An 18021-nucleotide genomic window follows, 5' to 3' on the forward strand; every position below is an offset into this window, starting at 1 on the left:
ACACAGTATTATTAACTTATCAACTGATTGATTATGTCTAATTCTAGAAACTGGGAACCACCAACTGCTCTTTCCAAAAAAGAGCAGTTTATTTGCAAAAAGTTAAAACAGACCGGAAAACTGTTTGTGTTCTTACGCACCAATCGTCATCTCATCATTAATGAAGAGATTAATCATAAGCTTATGTCGATGTATGCTGACCACCCAAGAGGAAAGCCTGCTGTTCCGGCCGCTCTTTTAGCTATGGCAACGATTCTCCAAGCATACGAGCAAAAATCGGATGCCGGAGCGACATTAGAAGCGATGTTTGACCAACGTTGGCAAATGGTACTGGACTGTCTAGGGAGCGAGGAATCGCCATTTTCACAAGGCACCTTATGTGATTTTCGTCATCGTTTAATTGCGCACGATATGGATGTAGTTTTACTTGAACATACTGTAAATGTCGCTCGTGAAGTTGGAGGTTTTAGTCATGTTCAGCTCAGAGTGGCCCTAGACTCAGCGCCACTACAGGGCGCTGGTCGAGTTGAAGATACGTTCAATTTAGTGGGACATGCTCTTGAATTAGTCGTCAATTGTGCTGCACAAATAAAGATGATCTCAGAAGAAGAACTCATCGAAGAATGTGGTCTAAAACTGGTAGGAAAAAGCAGTGTCAAAGCGGCGTTAGACATTGATTGGTCAGATAAAAACGAGAAGCATCAAGCCGTTGAAACCTTGCAAAATGATGTTGACGCTCTGAAGCAGTGGTTAGAAAAACAACCCTCCGCCTTTATTAAGCATAAAGGGCTGGAAGAGAGCCTCGCTTTACTTGCAAAAGTTTTGGAACAGAATATAGACCCCGACCCGGACGGAAATGGGCCTAAAGTAAAAGAGGGTTCGGTGCCGGATAGGCAAATCTCTATCTCAGACTCAACCATGCGCCATGGACGAAAATCAAGCTCAAGGACGATTAGCGGGTTTAAGCAACATATTGCTGTCGACTTAGACAACAAGCTGATATTAGCGACCTGTGTCCGTCCTGCCAATGAACCGGAGCACAAGGCGTCGGAGTACTTAAAACCCAAAGTCAATGCTTACGGTGAAGTTAAACAAATTCAAATAGATAGGGGTTATTTAGCTGCTCACTGGACAACGGAGCTGTACGAAGCAGGAAAAGAGGTTGTTGCAAAACCATGGACACCGCCATCCAAGAGCGCACTGAGTAAAAACGCCTTCCAAATTGACTTGGTTGAAGGCAGTGTCATGTGCCCAGCAGGGAAAGTTGCCATGATAAAGTCTGGAAAAGTAACGCAAGCCCGTTTTAAATCAACGGAATGCAACGCTTGTCCGAAAAAAGCAGATTGTACGACATCAGAGAAAGGTCGAAAAATTAAAATACACGAGCAGGAAGCGATGCTGCAAAAGCTTCAGAAGTACGTAAGTACGTCTCAAGGTCGGGCTGATGCTAGAGAGCGGGTCAAAGTAGAGCACTCTCTAGCATCAATCTGCAACCGCAAAGGTCCTAGAGCAAGGTACCGAGGCTTGCGGCTAAATGAATATGATTTAAACAGAACGGCAGCTATTACCAACCTGCATATAGCGATGAGTTTGGCTGCTTAAAATTTAAACTATATGGTGCTCTAGGCTGTTGCAACGCACCACGCGCAAAGTGGGCTTAACGCCAATCGGGCAGGAGTTATTGGCGCGCGCTCCGGCCCTGCTCGACGAGCTGGACGATCTGCTCGGAAGCGTGTCTGAAGCGTCACAGGGGTTAACCGGGCAACTGCGAATTTCTGCGCCCGTCACCTTTGGCGAGATTTACATCACGGGTCTTATCAGCCGTTTTACGGCGTTGCATCCGGGAATTTGTGTTGATTTGCGCCTAACCGATTCATACGTTGATCTGGCGGCCGATGGTTTTGACCTCGCTTTTCGCATCGGAGAGCCGGAGGTGAACACACTCAAAGCGCGCAAATTGGGTGAAATTAACAGCTGTTTGGTTGCTTCACCCCACTACTTGGCGAATTACGGCACGCCGTTGGTGCCGGATGATCTGAGATCGCATTTGTGCATCGTCGATACCAATCGACGCGATTACAGCAAGTGGACGTTTTATCGTGGTGAAACCCCGATCACCTTTACGCCGCAACGCCATTTGCTAGTGAACAGCGCGCGCATCGCCAGAGATTGGGCGATGGATGGACGCGGAATTGCGTTGTGCCCAGATTTTGTATTGTACGAGGCGCTGCACCAAGGTCGGCTGGTTGAGCTGCTTGGCAATTATACGATGAAAACCCACCCCATTAGCGTGGTGTACCTCGCGGGGAATGTTGTGCCGAGAAAAGTACGCGCTTTGATTGATTTTGCCGTTGATGATTTTCAGCAAGTGAGATGAAGGTTAAAATTTTTAGGGAACGTTACCGAAACTAATCGCCAAAAGCTTGAGTGGTGCTGTAAATCTTCTTACACTGAAGAAAATCATGTTTGGAGAATTGAGATGAGCAGAGTATGGGTAACGGGTGATGCGGTGGTGGATTTGATCCCCGATGGTGAAGCGCACTACCTTAAATGTCCGGGTGGCGCGCCCGCCAATGTTGCGGTGGCAGTTGCTCGCCTAGGTGGAGATAGCGCATTTTTCGGCCGGGTCGGGAACGATCCCTTTGGGCGGTTTATGCAGCAAACACTTAGCGATGAAGCGGTGGACTGCCAGCATTTAACTCTAGATAGCGAAAAGCGCACCTCAACGGTGGTGGTCGATTTGGATGATAGCGGTGAGCGTAGCTTTACTTTTATGGTCAAGCCAAGCGCGGATCAATTTCTCCAACCCACTGACATCCCGGGGTTTAAATCGCGCGAGTGGCTGCACGTTTGCTCGATTGCCTTGGCCAACGAGCCCAGCCGTAGCAGCACCTTTGAAGCGATCGCGCGGATGAAACAGGCAGGCGGTTTTGTCAGTTTTGACCCAAACTTGCGCGAAGAAGTTTGGGCGCAACCACAGGAGCTGATCGAGGTGGTTATGCGTGCGGTTGCGCTGGCGGATGTGGTGAAGTTCTCCGAAGAAGAACTGATGCTGCTCACCCAAACGGCCTCGATTGAAGAAGGTTTGGCTGTATTGGAAAGCTATGTACTGCCGCTGGTGGTGATCACGCAAGGTGCCAAGGGGGCTTTAGTGGTGGCGGGCAAAACGCAGACGTTGGTGAGCGGAAAAGTGGTGACGCCGATTGATACGACCGGAGCGGGCGATGCGTTTGTCGGCGGCTTACTCTACCAGCTGTCTGCCGCGCAAGATTGGCGCTCGGCTGAGGCCATCACTCAGGCTATTACTTGGGCGCACGGCTGTGGTGCGCTTGCTACGACGCAGAAAGGGGCGATGACGGCACTGCCCAATCAAGCGGCGCTTATGGCCTTTCTTGCTTGATGGTACGAGAGAATTTGTTGTGGGCGAGCCTAGAGCTCGCCTTTTTTCTGTTGTCGTTTTTTTTGTCTGCCTAGATCACAAAACCAATTCAGATCGTGAATCAGATTAAAGTTTTCTATTTTATTTCGGGATCGTTCCCTGATATTGCAGTATAGTCTAGCTACACAAGATAACGCCGGCATGCTTGCTAGCTACTTAGGTTGGCCGTGATGTTGAAAAGAGCACACAACAGCGTGTTAGCGAAAGATACTGCAACTTGTCATATTGCGAATTGGTTTATCGGGGAGCGTTTGCCACTTTTCCCACGCGTAAACTGCCAGCTTGCCTAGTTGCGTTCAACTCAATAGCCAGCTAGTCTTTAGAGTAAATCTCTAATAAGGCTAGGATATGGCAGAAGAATTGATGCAAGGTGAGCGAATAACCTGCCGAAATTGTGCTGATAAAAATCAGCTGGGTTTCGATTTTTCGATGGCGTTTCAACCCATTATTAACTGCCACACGCAAAGCGTCTTTGGTTATGAAGCTTTGGTTAGAGGGCTGAATAACGAACCTGCTTTTTCTATCATTTCTCGTATTACCGACGAAAATCGTTATCTGTTTGATCAGTTGTGCCGCGTCAAAGCCATTTCGTTGGCGGCGAAGCTAGGCATCCAGTCTATGCTGAGCATCAACTTTCTTCCCAATGCGGTTTACCAACCTGAGCGCTGCATTCGCACCACGCTGGAAGCGGCGAAAAAGTATGATTTCCCGACTGAAAACATCATGTTTGAGTTTACCGAAGTGGAGAAAATCGAAGACAGCCAGCACGTTGAACGCATCGTCTCCTATTACCAATCGTTGGGCTTTAAAACCGCGGTCGACGATTTTGGCTCGGGTTATTCTGGTTTGAGTCTGCTGGCGGATTTTCAAACCAACATTGTCAAACTGGACATGGGTTTGATTCGTGATATTGACCGCGATACAACGCGCCAATCCATTGTCACGCACTGTTTGTCGATGTTTCGCGATCTCAATATTACCCCGCTCGCGGAAGGAATAGAGAGCGAGGGCGAATACCGTTGGCTAAAAGAGGCAGGGGTGGCGTTGATGCAAGGTTATTTTTTTGCCAAGCCCGGCTTTGAGAGTTTACCGAGCGTGAATTTTATTGACTAAATAACACCATAGGCTACAAGAAAAACCACCGTGGCATACGGTGGTTTTTCGTTTTAGCGTGGTGCAAATGACCATGACATAGTATTTAGCGGGGTAAAATTCGCCTGCGCCTCGGTATGGTAGAGCGAGATTTGTGTTGCGTTTGGCGGAGTAAAGATGCGCCCTGTCATCACTTTTTCTCCGTCATTGATGAAGATTTCCAGCGAAGAGTTATCGGCCAGAATGTGCAGTTTCACTTTGTCGGACGTGAGCGCGAGTTCGCGAATGGTATCACCTTGGCGAATCTCGGTGGCGCTGCGATCAAAACGCAGCACTCGCTGTTGTGCATCTAAAGCTAGCACCACGCGATGCTGCTCATCGTGCATTAAGTGCAGTTCGCTGCCCCAAGGCAGAGTCACTTGCAGCTCAAAACTTTTGCTGCCAAGCGTGATTGGCTGTGCGCTTAATGCCAGTGGTTGCGTTTCGCCGCGCAGAGCGTCCAGTTCGGCCGTTGGTTGCTGGATAATTTGACCTTTTTGCCAACGAAGTTCACGCAACGCGGTGAATTGGTGGATCCAGCCGTTATCACAACTTGGGTGATCAATTTCGTCGGGCAGCCCCATCCAGCCGCACATTACGCGGCGACCATCGGCGGTTTGTAGGCTTTGCGGGGCATAAAAATCAAAGCCAGCATCCAGTTCCCAACCCTGCAGAAAATGGAATCCGCCTTGCTCATCCTGCTCAACGCGAAAGATGCGGTTTTGGTGCACTATGGTGTGGTGTGGGTTATCAGAGGTGATGCCTTGGGGGCCGAACACGACAAACTGCTCACCATCGATCTCAAACCAATCCGGACATTCCCACATATAGCCATATGGCGCGAGTTCATCGCCGTAGAGCTTATCGAACTGCCACTCATGCAGATCCTCACTGTGGTATACCGCTAGCCTGCCTTGCAAATCTTGCGTCTGCGCGCCAAGCAACATGTGCCAACGCCCTTGTTTGAACACCACTTTGGGGTCGCGAATATGCTCGGTGACACCCGGCGGCAACGTGCGGATCACTGGCCCCATTTTTTCAAAAGCGCCATTTGCACTAAGGTGGGCCGCACACTGCATGGTTTGTCTGTCACGATCATGGCCAAGGCGTGTGTTGCCAGTGTAGAACAGCCACAAATCGTCGCCATCACTGACGGCATGACCAGAAAATACCCCGTGACTATCGAACCAATCTGAAGGGGTAAGGGCGATGGACTGCCAAGCCCAGTGGACGAGATCCGCGCTTTTCAGGTGTACCCAGTATTTGTCTTTGTGCTCGCAGGCAAAAGGGTACCATTGATAGAAAAGGTGATATTCGCCTTGATGGTAGACAAAGCCATTCGGATCGTTGAGTAAGCCTTGCGGCGGTGAAATGTGCCATTGTGGGCGATACGGGCAAGCGGTGGGTTGCAGATACTGCGAGGCTTGTTGGCGCTGGCGAGCAGCGATAGCCAAACCCACCTTTGCAAGATCCTCATCGCTGATGCTGGCATCGCGCGCCATCGACAGTTGCCATTCTCCGAGTACAGACTCGGCGCAGACAGCGTCGGGCTGTGTAACGCGCTTTGCGTCGATCACGGCAACCGTCACTTGCCCCTTCGGCGCCAAAATTCGTTGGATATTATCGAGCCCGCCGGCGAGTTCGATAAGCTTTTCTAGTGACATAACTTACCTAATAATAAATTCGGGAACGTTCTCAAAAATATAAAACAAAGCAGATTTAGGCAAGTCTTTCTGGCAAAAGAGGAGAGCAGAGTGTAGTGAGTGTGAGGCCGGGCACAGAAACCCGGCACAAAAGAGAAAAAACTGAGAGGGGAGCTCAGCAAGTTTCGCGGCTGATATTTTGGAAGGTAAGCACCACTTTACTCATCTCCTGACCGCGCCCCGCGATGCGTTCAAGTAGCATTTTTGCGGCATTTTCTCCCGCTTTATCAAAGGCATAGTTGAATGTTGAAAGTGAGGGTGTACTGACGTAAGCGAGTTCATCGTTCCCCACGCCCAGCACTTTGATCTGCTCGCCAACCCGAACGCCCTCTTCTTGCAAGGCTTTCACCGCCCCCACAGCCAAACGGTCGGTGGCGCAAAACAGGCCGTCGAGTTTAGGATGCGCTTTAAGCTGTTCTTTTGCTAAACGGTAGCCCGACTCAATAGAGAAATCGCTGCGAACATGGAACAAAAGCGCTTGTTGATGAAACGCCAAAGATTGCTCTAACCCCTGTGAGCGCAGCACATCCACGGCGATGTCATCCCTTTGTACACCAATAAAGCCGATCTGTGAGCAGCCCGCTTGGACTAAGCGATTACCGGCCTCAAAGCCGACACGCATATCATCGTGAACCACGCTGGGAATATTGTGCATGGAGCCATCTTGCCCAACCAGTACCACGGGCACGGCGGATTGTTGGATCGCTTTGACCAGCGGTGCGTCTAAATGGGTAGCGTAAAAGACAATGCCTTCGACACGCTTCTGGTTAAATATCTGAATATATTCAAGTTCTTTTTCATGAACTTGATGTGTATTGGCCAGCAGAACGTGTTTGCCTGCTTGTTCAAAAATGGCGGTGAGGCCATCCACACCTTGCGCCGTCGCATGGGAAGAGACGCGCGGTACAATCACCCCAATCAAGTTGGTCTTTTGCGATTTTAAATCTTTGGCGACTTGATTGACGACGTAACCACATTCGGCAACAGCTTGTAACACTTTGATTTTTGTTGATTCTTTTACACCGTACTCGTCGTTGATCACCCGAGAAACCGTCGATTTGGACACGCCAGCCATTTTGGCGACGTCATGCAAACTTGCCATAAAGCATCCTATTTCACATTTTATTTGGGATTGATTGCAGAACTGGTCGATCTCAACCCGCTTTTAACGTGATTCTACCCTTGTTTTACGGATCCTCTGCGTTGAATTTACCGATCCCACTCACAGATTTTACCCGCATGTTTTGACCAATGGCGATTTATTGACAAGAATTCATTTTGCAAACGTTCCCAAAAAATGAAAACAAAATCGCAGTCAACCACTATACTGAAACGAAACAACAATCGGGGTGAGTTATGGACTATCCAGTCATAGCAAAACAACTTTTAGAACATTTGGGCGGTAAAGCCAACATTCAGGCATTAGCGCATTGTGCAACACGTCTGCGCTTAGCAGTCAAAGATGAAGCGCTGATCAATGAGAGTGCGATTGATTCTCTAGACGGGGTAAAGGGCCAGTTTAAGGTCGCTGGTCAGTACCAGATTATTTTTGGTTCTGGCATCGTCAACCAAGTGTATGCCGAAATGGCGAAACTCACTGGTATGGCAGAGATGTCGACCAACGACGTCGCCAGCGCTGGCGCAGAAAAGCAGAACATTGTGCAGCGTGCGGTCAAAGGTTTGTCGGATATTTTTGTCCCTATCATTCCGGCGATTGTCGCGGGCGGCCTGTTGATGGGTCTGTTTAACGTGCTAACCGCCAAGGGGCTGTTTATTGATGGGCAATCTTTGATTGATGCCAATCCGGGCCTTGCTGATCTCGCCAGTATGATCAACACTTTTGCCAATGCACCTTTCGTTTATCTCCCTGTTTTATTGGCATTTTCTGCTTCTCGCAAGTTTGGTGGCAACCCATTCCTTGGCGCGGCACTTGGTATGTTGATGGTTCATCCAGACTTACTCAACGGCTGGGGTTTTGGTAGCGCGACGGTTTCCGGTACGGTGCCGACGTGGAATATTCTCGGTCTGGAAATCCAAAAAGTAGGCTATCAAGGCTCGGTGCTTCCTGTGCTGGTGTCGGCGTTCATCTTGGCGAAAGTAGAGCTTGGTCTGCGTAAAGTGGTGCCATCGGTTCTTGATAACTTGCTCACTCCGATGTTGGCAATTTTCATCACTGGTTTTCTTACCTTCACGCTGGTAGGTCCGATCACTCGTGATGTTGGCTTTATGTTGGGCGACGGCTTGAACTGGCTGTACGATTCGGCCGGCTTTATCGGCGGCGCACTGTTTGGCTTTATCTACGCGCCATTTGTGATCACCGGCATGCACCACAGCTTTATCGCGATTGAAACTCAGCTTTTAGCCGACATCGCGACTACGGGCGGCACCTTTATTTTCCCAATCGCGGCGATGTCAAACGTGGCGCAGGGTGCAGCGGCTTTAGCCGTCGGCTTCACCACCAAAGAGACCAAGCTGAAAGGCATTGCGCTGCCTTCGGGTATCACGGCGCTACTGGGTATTACTGAGCCAGCAATGTTCGGTGTGAACTTAAAACTGCGCTACCCATTTATCGCTGCGATCATCGGCGCGGCGGCTTCCAGTGCCTTTATCACCCTGTTTAACGTTAAAGCTCAGGCGCTAGGCGCGGCAGGCTTGCCAGGCGTCATCTCAATTAACCCAGAGAAGATCGGCTACTACGTGGTGGGCATGGTGATCTCTTTTGCTGTTGCTTTCGGCTTAACCGTCATGCTTGGCATGCGCGAAAAAGCCAAACAAGGCGTTCGCGCTACGGCGTAATACACCCCCTAAAATGCGATTACGCTTTTGCCCACTCCATCGAGTGGGCTTTTTTCTACCTAAAACGTCTGACAAAGCAATTTTTGCGTCCGTTTAGCAAAGTCAAAAGCAATTTCTCTGGTTAGGATAACACCAGAAACTTAGGTTTTTTATATAAAGCTCGCGCAATGAGAATTCTTTGTTTTTGGCCTCCTGATAGACTCGATCCCATTTCACCAATCAGAGTGTGATACCCCATATTTAGGCGCTCTATATCATCGTGAACACCCGCCCTACGAGCACACTCAATAAGCCACTCTTCATCCAAATCGCCAGCGAAGAACGTAATATTCTCGATAATCGAACCACTAAACAGTTGGTCCTCTTGCAATACTGCTCCAACTTGAGTTCTAAGTGATTTAGAGACTATTGATTTACTACCAAAATAATGAATGCTACCCGATGTGACTGAATATATACCCAATAGAAGTTTAGAAATTGTTGATTTACCGCAACCTGATGCTCCGACTAAAGCAACAATCTCATTACTTCTAACACTAAAGCTTGCACCATTCAGAATAGGGGGTTGATCTTTTCCATAAGAGAAGTAAACGTTGTCAAACTCGATAACATTATCGCCCTGGTAGTTAGTTATAATAGGCAGCCCCACAGCATCAGGGACGCTGTCCGTTTCTTTTTCAGTTAAGACAATATCCGCTAAACGCTCGTTATACACAGATAACATCTTAAACTCGAAGTACTTGTTGATTAGTGAGCTAATGCTGGCAGAAAATCGACCTTGATAAGAAAGGAAAGCCATGAGCATGCCAATTGTAAAAAGTCCATCAAGCACCAAATTTGCACCAAACCAGAGAACTGTCGCAGACACGAGGCTAACAAGGGTCACATTCATTATGTTGTATATCATTCCAAGCTTTTGCTCGTGTAACTGTGCGTTCCTTCGATTAATGTTAAGGTTTCGCCAAGATGATTCTCGCCAAGGTAACGTCCCGTTAACTCTTAAGCTCAATACGCCACGAACTGTCTCTATAAAGTAGCTTTCTTCTTGGGTGCTAGCCTCCCAAGTATTTTCTTCTGCTCGTTTAAAAGCGCCAAACCATGCAAACCTGAGAGCGACATAACCGAGCGCAGCTGCAATTGCAATCAGTGACAATTGAGGGTTGTAAACCAACATAACTGACAGCGTACCTATAACTAAAACGGTCGCGGTAGGAATAGCGGTCACCCGCTACCCCCCGCACAGATCCGTACGTGCGCTACTAACGCATACGGCTCCTACCTTGGGTCTAACGTCAAATCGCTGCTCAGGATAAGGGTGGACAATTCTTGCTTTGGGGATCCAGTAATCAACTAATTTCCTAAAACGTGACCATGTCATTTTATGACGCTGGCTACGCCTTCGCAGTTGCTTTAGCCATGCATTAGTGATCTCTGTAATAAACAGATTTAGGGAGCTACCATTCATTGGGACACCATAATAGTTGATGTGCCCTCGAATAATCTGATTCAGCCACTTTCCAACCTTCCACGGCGGTAAGTGAAGCCTTTTCTTTAGCTCCTGTCTGACCCATTTTATCTTACTGATAAGTCGCTTTTTGATTGTCTTCCGCTTGATCATTATGGCCTTTTGGCTCTTAGTCAGGTCACAGTAATGTGTGAATCCAAGGAAATCAAAGGTTCCTGGTCTTTGAACTTTCCCTCTTTTAAAGTCTTCAAAAGCGAATCGTCCAAAATGTATCAACTTGGTTTTGTCCGGATGAACGGATAAGCCAAATTGAGAGAGGCGTCTTTTCAACCCCTCTAAACACGCATTTGCATCATTTTTATGCTGAAAACCGATAACAGCATCGTCAGCGTACCTAACCATGATGACATCGCCAGTTGCACTTCGATGCCGTTCTCGGTTCAGCCAAAGATCAAAAGTATAATGAAGATAAACATTTGCCAACAATGGTGAGATCACCGATCCTTGAGGAGTCCCGAGGAGCGATTTAACTCGCTGGTTATGTTCATCAACGTACCCTACTTTTAACCATTTGGTAATAATTTTGAGCAATGGTTTATCTGCGACTCTGTGCTCTAAGAACTGGATCAACCAATCATGTTCTACAGTATCAAAGAACTTGGTTATATCTAAATCAAGCACCCAGTTTATCTTTCTCCGGTTGAGAGCAACATACAGTGCATCAAGAGCTTGATGCTGATTCCGCTCTGGTCGAAAACCATATGAAAAGCCCATAAAGTCGCTCTCATAGATCGATTCTAGAACTTTACTGACTGCTTGTTGAACAATTTTGTCCCTAATGCATAGGATATTCAGCGGTCGCTGACTACCGTCTTGTTTAGGGATATAAATTCTTCTGGCAGGTTTTGGCTTATATCGTCCTGATTGAATATCTTCACATAGCTGCTTGATGAGCTGTTTTGAGAATAATTGATATTTATCCCATGTTACCCCATCGATCCCTGCGGCAGAATCACGCTTGAGAGTGTAAAAGCACTCCATGAGCAATTCTTCCGTTATAAGATGAAGAAGGTTGTTAAACTTCAGTGTCTTATTTTGAGCTGCGAGTTTGCGTATGGCCACCAACTTTGACATCACGGGGATCCAGCTCTGTGTCTGGCCGTGGTTAGACTGTTGACCATTCCCCTTGGTCAGGATACTTCCCTCCGCAGACTCCGCGTCTGTTTTACGAGTTTTGTTCGTCTGTTTCATCAGTACTATTATCCTGTCCGACTTCCTATACCATATTTATCTTGCCTGAGAGGGTTCAATAATTATGCCCGGTTGATACTTACCGGGACTGTATAGGATCTCCTAGGTTCCGGCGTATAAATTTCTCTGTATGCATAAGGTCTCCGACCCCGGGAAGTGTGCCCAAGAACTCACCAAATTACGCTCTTGTCACTATTGGATTCTGCTTCGCTTAACAACATCTCCACTTCCAAACTGAATTTCGTGGCTCAATACTTAGCCTACAGATGCCTCTACTAACACTTCACTAATGCAGTTACCCACACTCAGCGCATAGCTCGAGGACCCAGCGGATGGTTAGTCCTTACTGAGATGGGACTTCCACCCATTATTTATTCGCCAGCTTTGCCTAGCGTTCTAAGCGCATCATAAACCCCGCATTCTAATCGTCTAGCCCGAATAATAAGATCAAACCTCCAACCCAAAGGAGATTTGAAATGGCCAAACGACGCACTAACCAAGAATGGCGAACCCTGTTCGAACACTATGAATCCAGCCAGTTATCACAACGATTATTCTGTGAACGTAACGGACTGAGTCTCTCCACTTTTTACGCTAAGCGCCAACAGTTAAAGCACTGCGAAAAACCGAACACGGTTGGCTTTGTTAAAACAGAAGTCGTTGAAAAGACCACAAAGTATCAAGCCACTCACGTTGCCGTTGCCAATATGACCCTGCTCGTCAATGATGTTGAACTGAGCATCCCACAAGGCACGCCAGCGACCTATCTCGCAGAGCTTATCGGTGCGCTGTCATGAAACGTATGCTCAGTGCTCCCGAAATCTATCTCTATCGCGAAAGCGTCGATTTTAGAAAGTCCATCAACGGCCTCGCGGCGATTATCGAAAGTGACACCGACTTACCCTTGGGCAGTGGTGCGCTGTTCCTATTCACCAACAAACAGCGCGATAAAGTCAAAGTGTTGTACTGGGATAAAACAGGCTTCGCTCTTTGGTACAAGCGCCTCGAAAAAGCCAAGTACAAGTGGCCTTCCAAAGAGCAAAATGAGGTGTTTACCCTAACTCAATTCGAGCTTGATAGACTGCTTTCTGGCTTCACGATTATCGGCCATAAACCCATTGAAATAAACGATTTTACAATGACTTAAGCGATAATAAAGTCTTATCCACCAAGCGTTAACGTCATGATTTTAGTATAATCAACGCCATGAAAAAGACGCTAAATATCAACCCAGAAAGCCAAGATGTTGCCGAGCTACAAGCGATGGTGAAAGTGCTGATGTCGGAGAAAAATGAGTGGCAACAAGAGCGTCAATCCCTACTTGAACAGCTCAAGCTTGCCTTCGACCGTCAGTTCGCTAAACGCTCAGAGGCGTTAAAGCCTTACAATGAATCCCAAGGTGACCTCTTCAACGAAGCGGAGTGTGAAGCTGCTAAGGAAGAAGAGGTTGATGTTGTCACAACGACCACCACAATGAAGAAACGCGGCAAACGTCAGCCCCTGCCAAAGAGCTTGCCTCGTGAGGTTATCGAACTTGATTTAGACGACGATGAAAAGCAGTGCACTTGCTGCCAACATCACCTGCATAAAATCGGTGAAGACCGTAGCGAGAAACTTGAGTTCACGCCAGCGGTACTCAAAGTGTTGGAATATGTTCGTCCTAAATATGCTTGCCGCCAATGCGAGCAAACTCAGGACAACAGCCGCATCGTTCAAAAGCCAGCGCCGCAAAGTATTATCCCTAAAAGCTTCGCTACAGAAAGCTTGTTGGCCAATATCATCCTCGGCAAATACCAATACGCGATGCCACTTTATCGACAAGAGTCGTTGTTTACCCAGTCGGGTATCGAACTCTCGCGCACCACCATGGCAAGGTGGATTATCCAAGTCAGTGAGAAGTTCGCTCCACTTTATGCGGCCTTGAAAGCGCACCTACTTGAGCAAATGGTGATTCAGGCGGATGAAACGCCGCTCAATGTCCTCAAAGAAGATAAACAGTGTTACATGTGGCTCTACTGCTCGGGCGCGGACTCGCCAGATGCCGCACTGCCCAATGTAAAAAATATCGTCTTGTATGACTATCAAAACAGTCGCGCGAGGTCGTGCCCTGTTGCCTTCTTGGGCGACTATGATGGGTATCTGCAAACCGATGGCTATGGTGTTTATGATGGGCTTCATCGAGTCACCAATGTCGGTTGCTTTGCGCATGCTCGGCGCAAGTTCATGGACGCGAAAAAGCTTCAAGGCAAAGGTAAGTCAGGCAAAGCGGATAAAGCGCTGGCCAAAATCCAGAAACTCTATGGGATAGAATCCCGCTTAAAAGGTGCCAGTGCCGAAAAACGGAAAGCAGAGCGCCAAGAGCATGCTAAGCCGATACTGGATGAGCTTTATGAATGGATGACAACTCAGAAAGTGCTTGAGTCTAGCCCGCTGGGTAAAGCGATAAAATACACGCTCGGTCAGTGGCCGAAGCTCATTCGCTATATCGATGACGGTCACTTATCGATAGACAATAACCGTGCTGAACGCGCAATAAAACCGCTGGTTATTGGGAGAAAGAACTGGCTCTTCTCGACCAATCCCAATGGAGCGGAAGCGAGCGCGATGCTTTACAGTATCGTCGAGACAGCGAAAGCCAACGGCCTTATCCTTTACGACTACATAGTCAAGTGCATGCAGGAGTTAGCGAAAGCAGAACCAGATATCGATGCACTCCTGCCTTGGAACTTCAAACACTAACAATATCGCCCCGTGGGTTCATGGGGCGGATACCCTTAATCACTAAAACTAACGCATAGTAAAAATGCCACGCGTGCTGAATCACTCTTAAATTGTTTGTTAGCTATTTTATTCAAACCACTTGATACGCTCAAATCTATCTGGGTTTGAGACTAAAAACTTGTGAATATTAGCCAGCAATGTTTCTGATACACGTGGGTTAACTTTGCCCATACGCAAATCTCCTTGCGTAACGCCCGATATATCTCCGTTACTTAGAGACAGACCTAGTACCCTATATGATGCTTCGTCTGGTAAATCGGTGGCAACAATACGACCTTTTTGCCTACCTGCACTAATAAGAGGAAATGGATCGTGTTTGATAACCTCGCCTGTATCCTTTAGGTCGCCATTGTCATCAAGTTCCATCGATTTAAGCGGTATAGACCAATGCATTTCCGATGGCAGTGATTCAGGAATTACCACATGTAAAAGACTTGTATAAGGAAATCCGTCTCTTAATAACCCTTTGGTTTGCGTAACACCCATTGATGATGCATTCTTACTTGGTTTACGAACTGTAGGTCTAACTACTTTGGCTTCAACCGCTACAGTTTTGTGCAGTAAAGGGGTATCTCCTACAATAGGGATGATTAAGAGATCTATATCTCCGGGTTTTTGGTCATGGTCTAAACCTAACTCACCTCTTAACACTTCCTTTGCAAGAAGAATATCTTGGCCGTATGCATGTTCATCAATTTTTGAAAATGCTGACCATAAAGCAGTATCAATTGTATTTGCGAGCAATTGATTGTTGGAACACAATTTATCTATAACTGTTGTTTCTTTTTTAATCCATTCCATTTGAAATTTCTCGCTAAATCCGAAAAATAGCTAACGCCAGGGCAAGATCATGAACATTTCTTGTACAACGCAAGGTTAAATTTGACCTGAAGCACGGTCTGTGATCTTATGCTCTTCTTTTGGGGAGCGACCATGAATATTAATACCATCAAAGCGCATTTCAGTATCATCCGTGACAAACGACAAAGTGCAAAAGTTGATTATCCTCTGTTTGATATTTTGTTTGGGTCTATCTGTGCCGTGATAGCCGGAGGTCAAGGCTGGACTGACATTCGTGAATATGTTCTTGGCCACCATGAGTGGTTTCTTAAACAGGGACTGTTTGAAAACGGTGTGCCTGTCGACGATACCTTTGCTCGTTTGATTGCAAATATTGATCCTGCCGAGTTTCGCGACTGCTTCCTGGGTTGGATGAATGCGGTACATACCATGACGTTTGGTGAGGTGGTTGCCATTGATGGCAAGACTTTGCGCGGCTCCTACGATAGAGACGACAGGAAAAGCACCATCCATATGGTGAGCGCCTATGCAAGTGCCAACCAACTGGTATTGGGCCAACTCAAAACTGACGATAAGAGCAATGAAATTACCGCGATTCCAGAGCTTATTAAGATGCTCGACTTGCGAGGAGCTATCGTGACGATTGATGCGATGGCCTGCCAGACCAAGATTGCCAAGGCGATCACTAGCAAGGGCGGTGATTACTTGTTGGCAGTAAAGGGGAATCAAGGCAAGTTGTCGGCAGCCATACAGACAGCCTTCGCCCCACACCGCCGTGCCCCGATTGACAAAACCACTTATCAAATCGAGAAACAAAAAGGCCGCGTTGAAGCACGTACTTGCCATGTACTCAAGGCTAGTGAGTTAGAGGGTGACTTCTCAACGTGGAGCGGACTCGCCAGTATTGTCATGGTTGAAAATTACCGAGTTGCCAAAGGTAAAGCGCCAAAGCTGGAGTACCGCTACTACATAAGTTCAGCAGACCTGACCGCGGAGCAGGCAGGAAATGCCATTCGAGCCCACTGGGGCATAGAGTCAATGCACTGGATTTTAGATGTGAGCATGCGAGAAGATGCTTGTCAGATTTACCGACAAAACGCGGCTGAAAATTTGGCAGGTTTAAGACACATGGCGCTTAACATGCTAAGAGCTGAGCCAAGCAAAATTAGTGTGCCAATGAAGCAGAAACGTTGCATGATGAACCCCGGCTTCTTGGAGCAAGTCTTAGTCGCTGGATTTAAGTCAATGACTAAATTCTAACCACTCATGCGGACGCCCTGTACCGCACACCGCCTTAATCACAAAACTCACCGCATGCCAAAAATGCCACGCATTGCGAATCCCACTTAAGCAGTTTGTTAGCTTAAATTTCAGTACCTTAGATTTACCAAACCTGAGATAAACAGATTTGGAAAACCAACAAACCACTTGAGTTTTAAAACCCGAATTGGCTCAAACTTTGTAGCCGTTCATTTGCTTTGAAACCAGTAAATTTTGAGAATTCATCTTCGGAGAACTCAAAGCGAAAGCAAAACTTCCAAAGCGACTTTGCGCCAAGCTTGCTAACCTCGCGCAATCCTAAAACTCCATTGAGGCAACTGCTCAAAACTTGCGTTGGCAAACAATGCTGATTTGCCGAGAAACCTGAACGAATTGCTAAAGGAAGAAAGAAAAAGCCACAACCAATTGATTTTATGTGTTTTAAGCTAACGCCCTGCTAAGGGGTGAGCAATGCACTGCAAAAGCTACCGCACGCCGCTTTAATCACAAAGCCCACCGCATGCTGAAAATGCCACGCATTGCGAATCCCGCTTAAGCAGTTTGTTAGCTTAAATTTCAGCACCTTAGATTTGCCAAAACTGAGATTAACCCGATTTGGAAAACCAACAAACCACCTGAGATTTAAAACCCGAATTGACTCAAACTTTGTGGCCTTTCATGCGATTTGAAAACTCGAAAATTTTGATAAATCATTTTCGGAAAACTCAAAGCGAAAGCAAAACTTCCAAAGCGACTTTACGCCAAACTGGCTAACCTCGTGCGATCCCAAAATTCAATTGAGGCAACGGCTCAAAACTTGCGTTGGCAAACAATGCTGATTTGCCGAGAAACCTGAACGAATTGCTAAAGGAAAAAAGAAAAAGCCACAAACAATTGATTTTAAATGTTTTAAGCTAACGCTCTGCTAAGGGGTGAACAACGCAATACCGATGCCGCCGCATGCCCCTTAATCACTAAAATCAACGCATAGTAAAAATGCCACGCGTTGTGAATCCCTCTTAAGCAGCTTGTTAGTACGCTGCCCGCAAAGCCTTTGGCACACGCCAAGATACTGAAATATAGCACGAAACTTGTGGTTAAAAACACAGAAGCCTAACGGGCAACTGACAATCTAAAAACCGACCTCAAGATGAAAGTTGGCTAGAAGAAAAACGTGCCAAACTTCCCTTTTTCACCGTTTTCAAATTAGCAAAGGATTCGGTCTTCAGACTTTGACAACAACGCCAAAGAAACGCCGTTTTTGCCAAACATCTCCCAACACCAAAGAAGCCACACCAAAGAAATAACCCAAAAATTAGAAACCGTAAAAGGTGAAATCAAAGCGAAAACTTCGCATCTAGTGCCACCGGAGCGAACGTGAAAGGCACATTTGA

General features: G+C 47.1%; 13 protein-coding genes and 1 pseudogene. 9 read left to right on the top strand and 5 right to left on the bottom strand.

Annotated elements, in window-relative coordinates; genetic code table 11:
• Positions 1 to 33: 33 nt before the first annotated feature.
• The 4 genes from EA26_RS13800 to EA26_RS13815 all read left to right on the top strand — a co-directional run bounded on the left by EA26_RS13800 (position 34) and on the right by EA26_RS13815 (position 4552).
• Positions 34 to 1602 (top strand): IS1182 family transposase, encoded by a 1569-nt coding sequence (locus tag EA26_RS13800; RefSeq protein WP_039422768.1) that lies wholly within the window; start codon positions 34 to 36, stop codon positions 1600 to 1602.
• Positions 1603 to 1630: 28 nt separating this feature from the next.
• A complete protein-coding gene (locus EA26_RS13805; RefSeq protein WP_052079770.1) occupies positions 1631 to 2377 on the top strand; it encodes a substrate binding domain-containing protein in 747 nt (248 codons plus the stop codon).
• A gap of 102 nt (positions 2378 to 2479) precedes the next feature.
• Complete coding sequence (gene cscK, locus EA26_RS13810; protein WP_039428501.1) at positions 2480 to 3400, top strand: fructokinase; 921 nt, start codon at positions 2480 to 2482, stop codon at positions 3398 to 3400.
• A gap of 387 nt (positions 3401 to 3787) precedes the next feature.
• Positions 3788 to 4552 carry an EAL domain-containing protein gene (locus tag EA26_RS13815; RefSeq protein WP_039428503.1) on the top strand — a complete coding sequence of 255 codons (765 nt, stop codon included), beginning with the start codon at positions 3788 to 3790 and terminating at the stop codon, positions 4550 to 4552.
• Positions 4553 to 4605: 53 nt separating this feature from the next.
• Here EA26_RS13815 and EA26_RS13820 read toward each other — a convergent pair whose 3' ends face one another.
• Both EA26_RS13820 and EA26_RS13825 read right to left on the bottom strand, forming a co-directional pair.
• Positions 4606 to 6234: a glycoside hydrolase family 32 protein gene (locus EA26_RS13820; RefSeq protein ID WP_039428505.1), complete on the bottom strand. Its 1629-nt coding sequence runs from the start codon at positions 6232 to 6234 to the stop codon at positions 4606 to 4608.
• A 154-nt stretch (positions 6235 to 6388) separates the two neighbouring features.
• On the bottom strand, positions 6389 to 7375 hold the full coding sequence (locus EA26_RS13825) for a LacI family DNA-binding transcriptional regulator (RefSeq protein ID WP_039428507.1): 987 nt from the start codon (positions 7373 to 7375) through the stop codon (positions 6389 to 6391).
• A 254-nt stretch (positions 7376 to 7629) separates the two neighbouring features.
• On the opposite strand from EA26_RS13825, the gene EA26_RS13830 reads away from it, so the two are divergent.
• The gene (locus tag EA26_RS13830) at positions 7630 to 9069 is read left to right on the top strand and encodes a sucrose-specific PTS transporter subunit IIBC (RefSeq protein ID WP_039428509.1); all 1440 of its coding nucleotides are present in this window, start codon (positions 7630 to 7632) and stop codon (positions 9067 to 9069) included.
• Positions 9070 to 9196: 127 nt separating this feature from the next.
• On the opposite strand, the pseudogene EA26_RS13835 reads toward EA26_RS13830, so the two are convergent.
• Together EA26_RS13835 and ltrA are read right to left on the bottom strand one after the other, a co-directional pair.
• A pseudogene (locus EA26_RS13835) lies at positions 9197 to 10270 on the bottom strand (peptidase domain-containing ABC transporter); the annotation flags it as partial.
• Positions 10271 to 10297: 27 nt separating this feature from the next.
• Positions 10298 to 11785 carry a group II intron reverse transcriptase/maturase gene (gene ltrA / locus EA26_RS13840; RefSeq protein WP_052079615.1) on the bottom strand — a complete coding sequence of 496 codons (1488 nt, stop codon included), beginning with the start codon at positions 11783 to 11785 and terminating at the stop codon, positions 10298 to 10300.
• A gap of 476 nt (positions 11786 to 12261) precedes the next feature.
• Here ltrA and tnpA point away from each other — a divergent pair, with 476 nt between their 5' ends.
• The 3 genes from tnpA to tnpC are packed head-to-tail and all read left to right on the top strand — an operon-like array spanning position 12262 to position 14524.
• Complete coding sequence (tnpA, locus tag EA26_RS13845) at positions 12262 to 12582, top strand: IS66 family insertion sequence element accessory protein TnpA (RefSeq protein WP_039423672.1); 321 nt, start codon at positions 12262 to 12264, stop codon at positions 12580 to 12582.
• Entirely contained in the window at positions 12579 to 12932 is a 354-nt protein-coding gene (tnpB, locus tag EA26_RS13850) for an IS66 family insertion sequence element accessory protein TnpB (RefSeq protein WP_039423669.1), read from the top strand. The genes tnpA and tnpB overlap by 4 nt, the downstream gene beginning before the upstream one ends.
• Before the next feature lie 59 nt (positions 12933 to 12991).
• On the top strand, positions 12992 to 14524 hold the full coding sequence (gene tnpC, locus EA26_RS13855) for an IS66 family transposase (protein ID WP_039424673.1): 1533 nt from the start codon (positions 12992 to 12994) through the stop codon (positions 14522 to 14524).
• A 108-nt stretch (positions 14525 to 14632) separates the two neighbouring features.
• On the opposite strand, the gene EA26_RS13860 is transcribed toward tnpC, so the two are convergent.
• Entirely contained in the window at positions 14633 to 15367 is a 735-nt protein-coding gene (locus tag EA26_RS13860; protein WP_039428510.1) for a hypothetical protein, read from the bottom strand.
• 132 nt (positions 15368 to 15499) lie between these two features.
• Here EA26_RS13860 and EA26_RS13865 point away from each other — a divergent pair, with 132 nt between their 5' ends.
• The gene (locus tag EA26_RS13865) at positions 15500 to 16627 is read left to right on the top strand and encodes an ISAs1 family transposase (protein ID WP_039426512.1); all 1128 of its coding nucleotides are present in this window, start codon (positions 15500 to 15502) and stop codon (positions 16625 to 16627) included.
• Positions 16628 to 18021: the final 1394 nt, after the last annotated feature.

This window comes from Vibrio navarrensis (genome assembly GCF_000764325.1).
Taxonomy (GTDB): Bacteria; Pseudomonadota; Gammaproteobacteria; order Enterobacterales; family Vibrionaceae; genus Vibrio; species Vibrio navarrensis.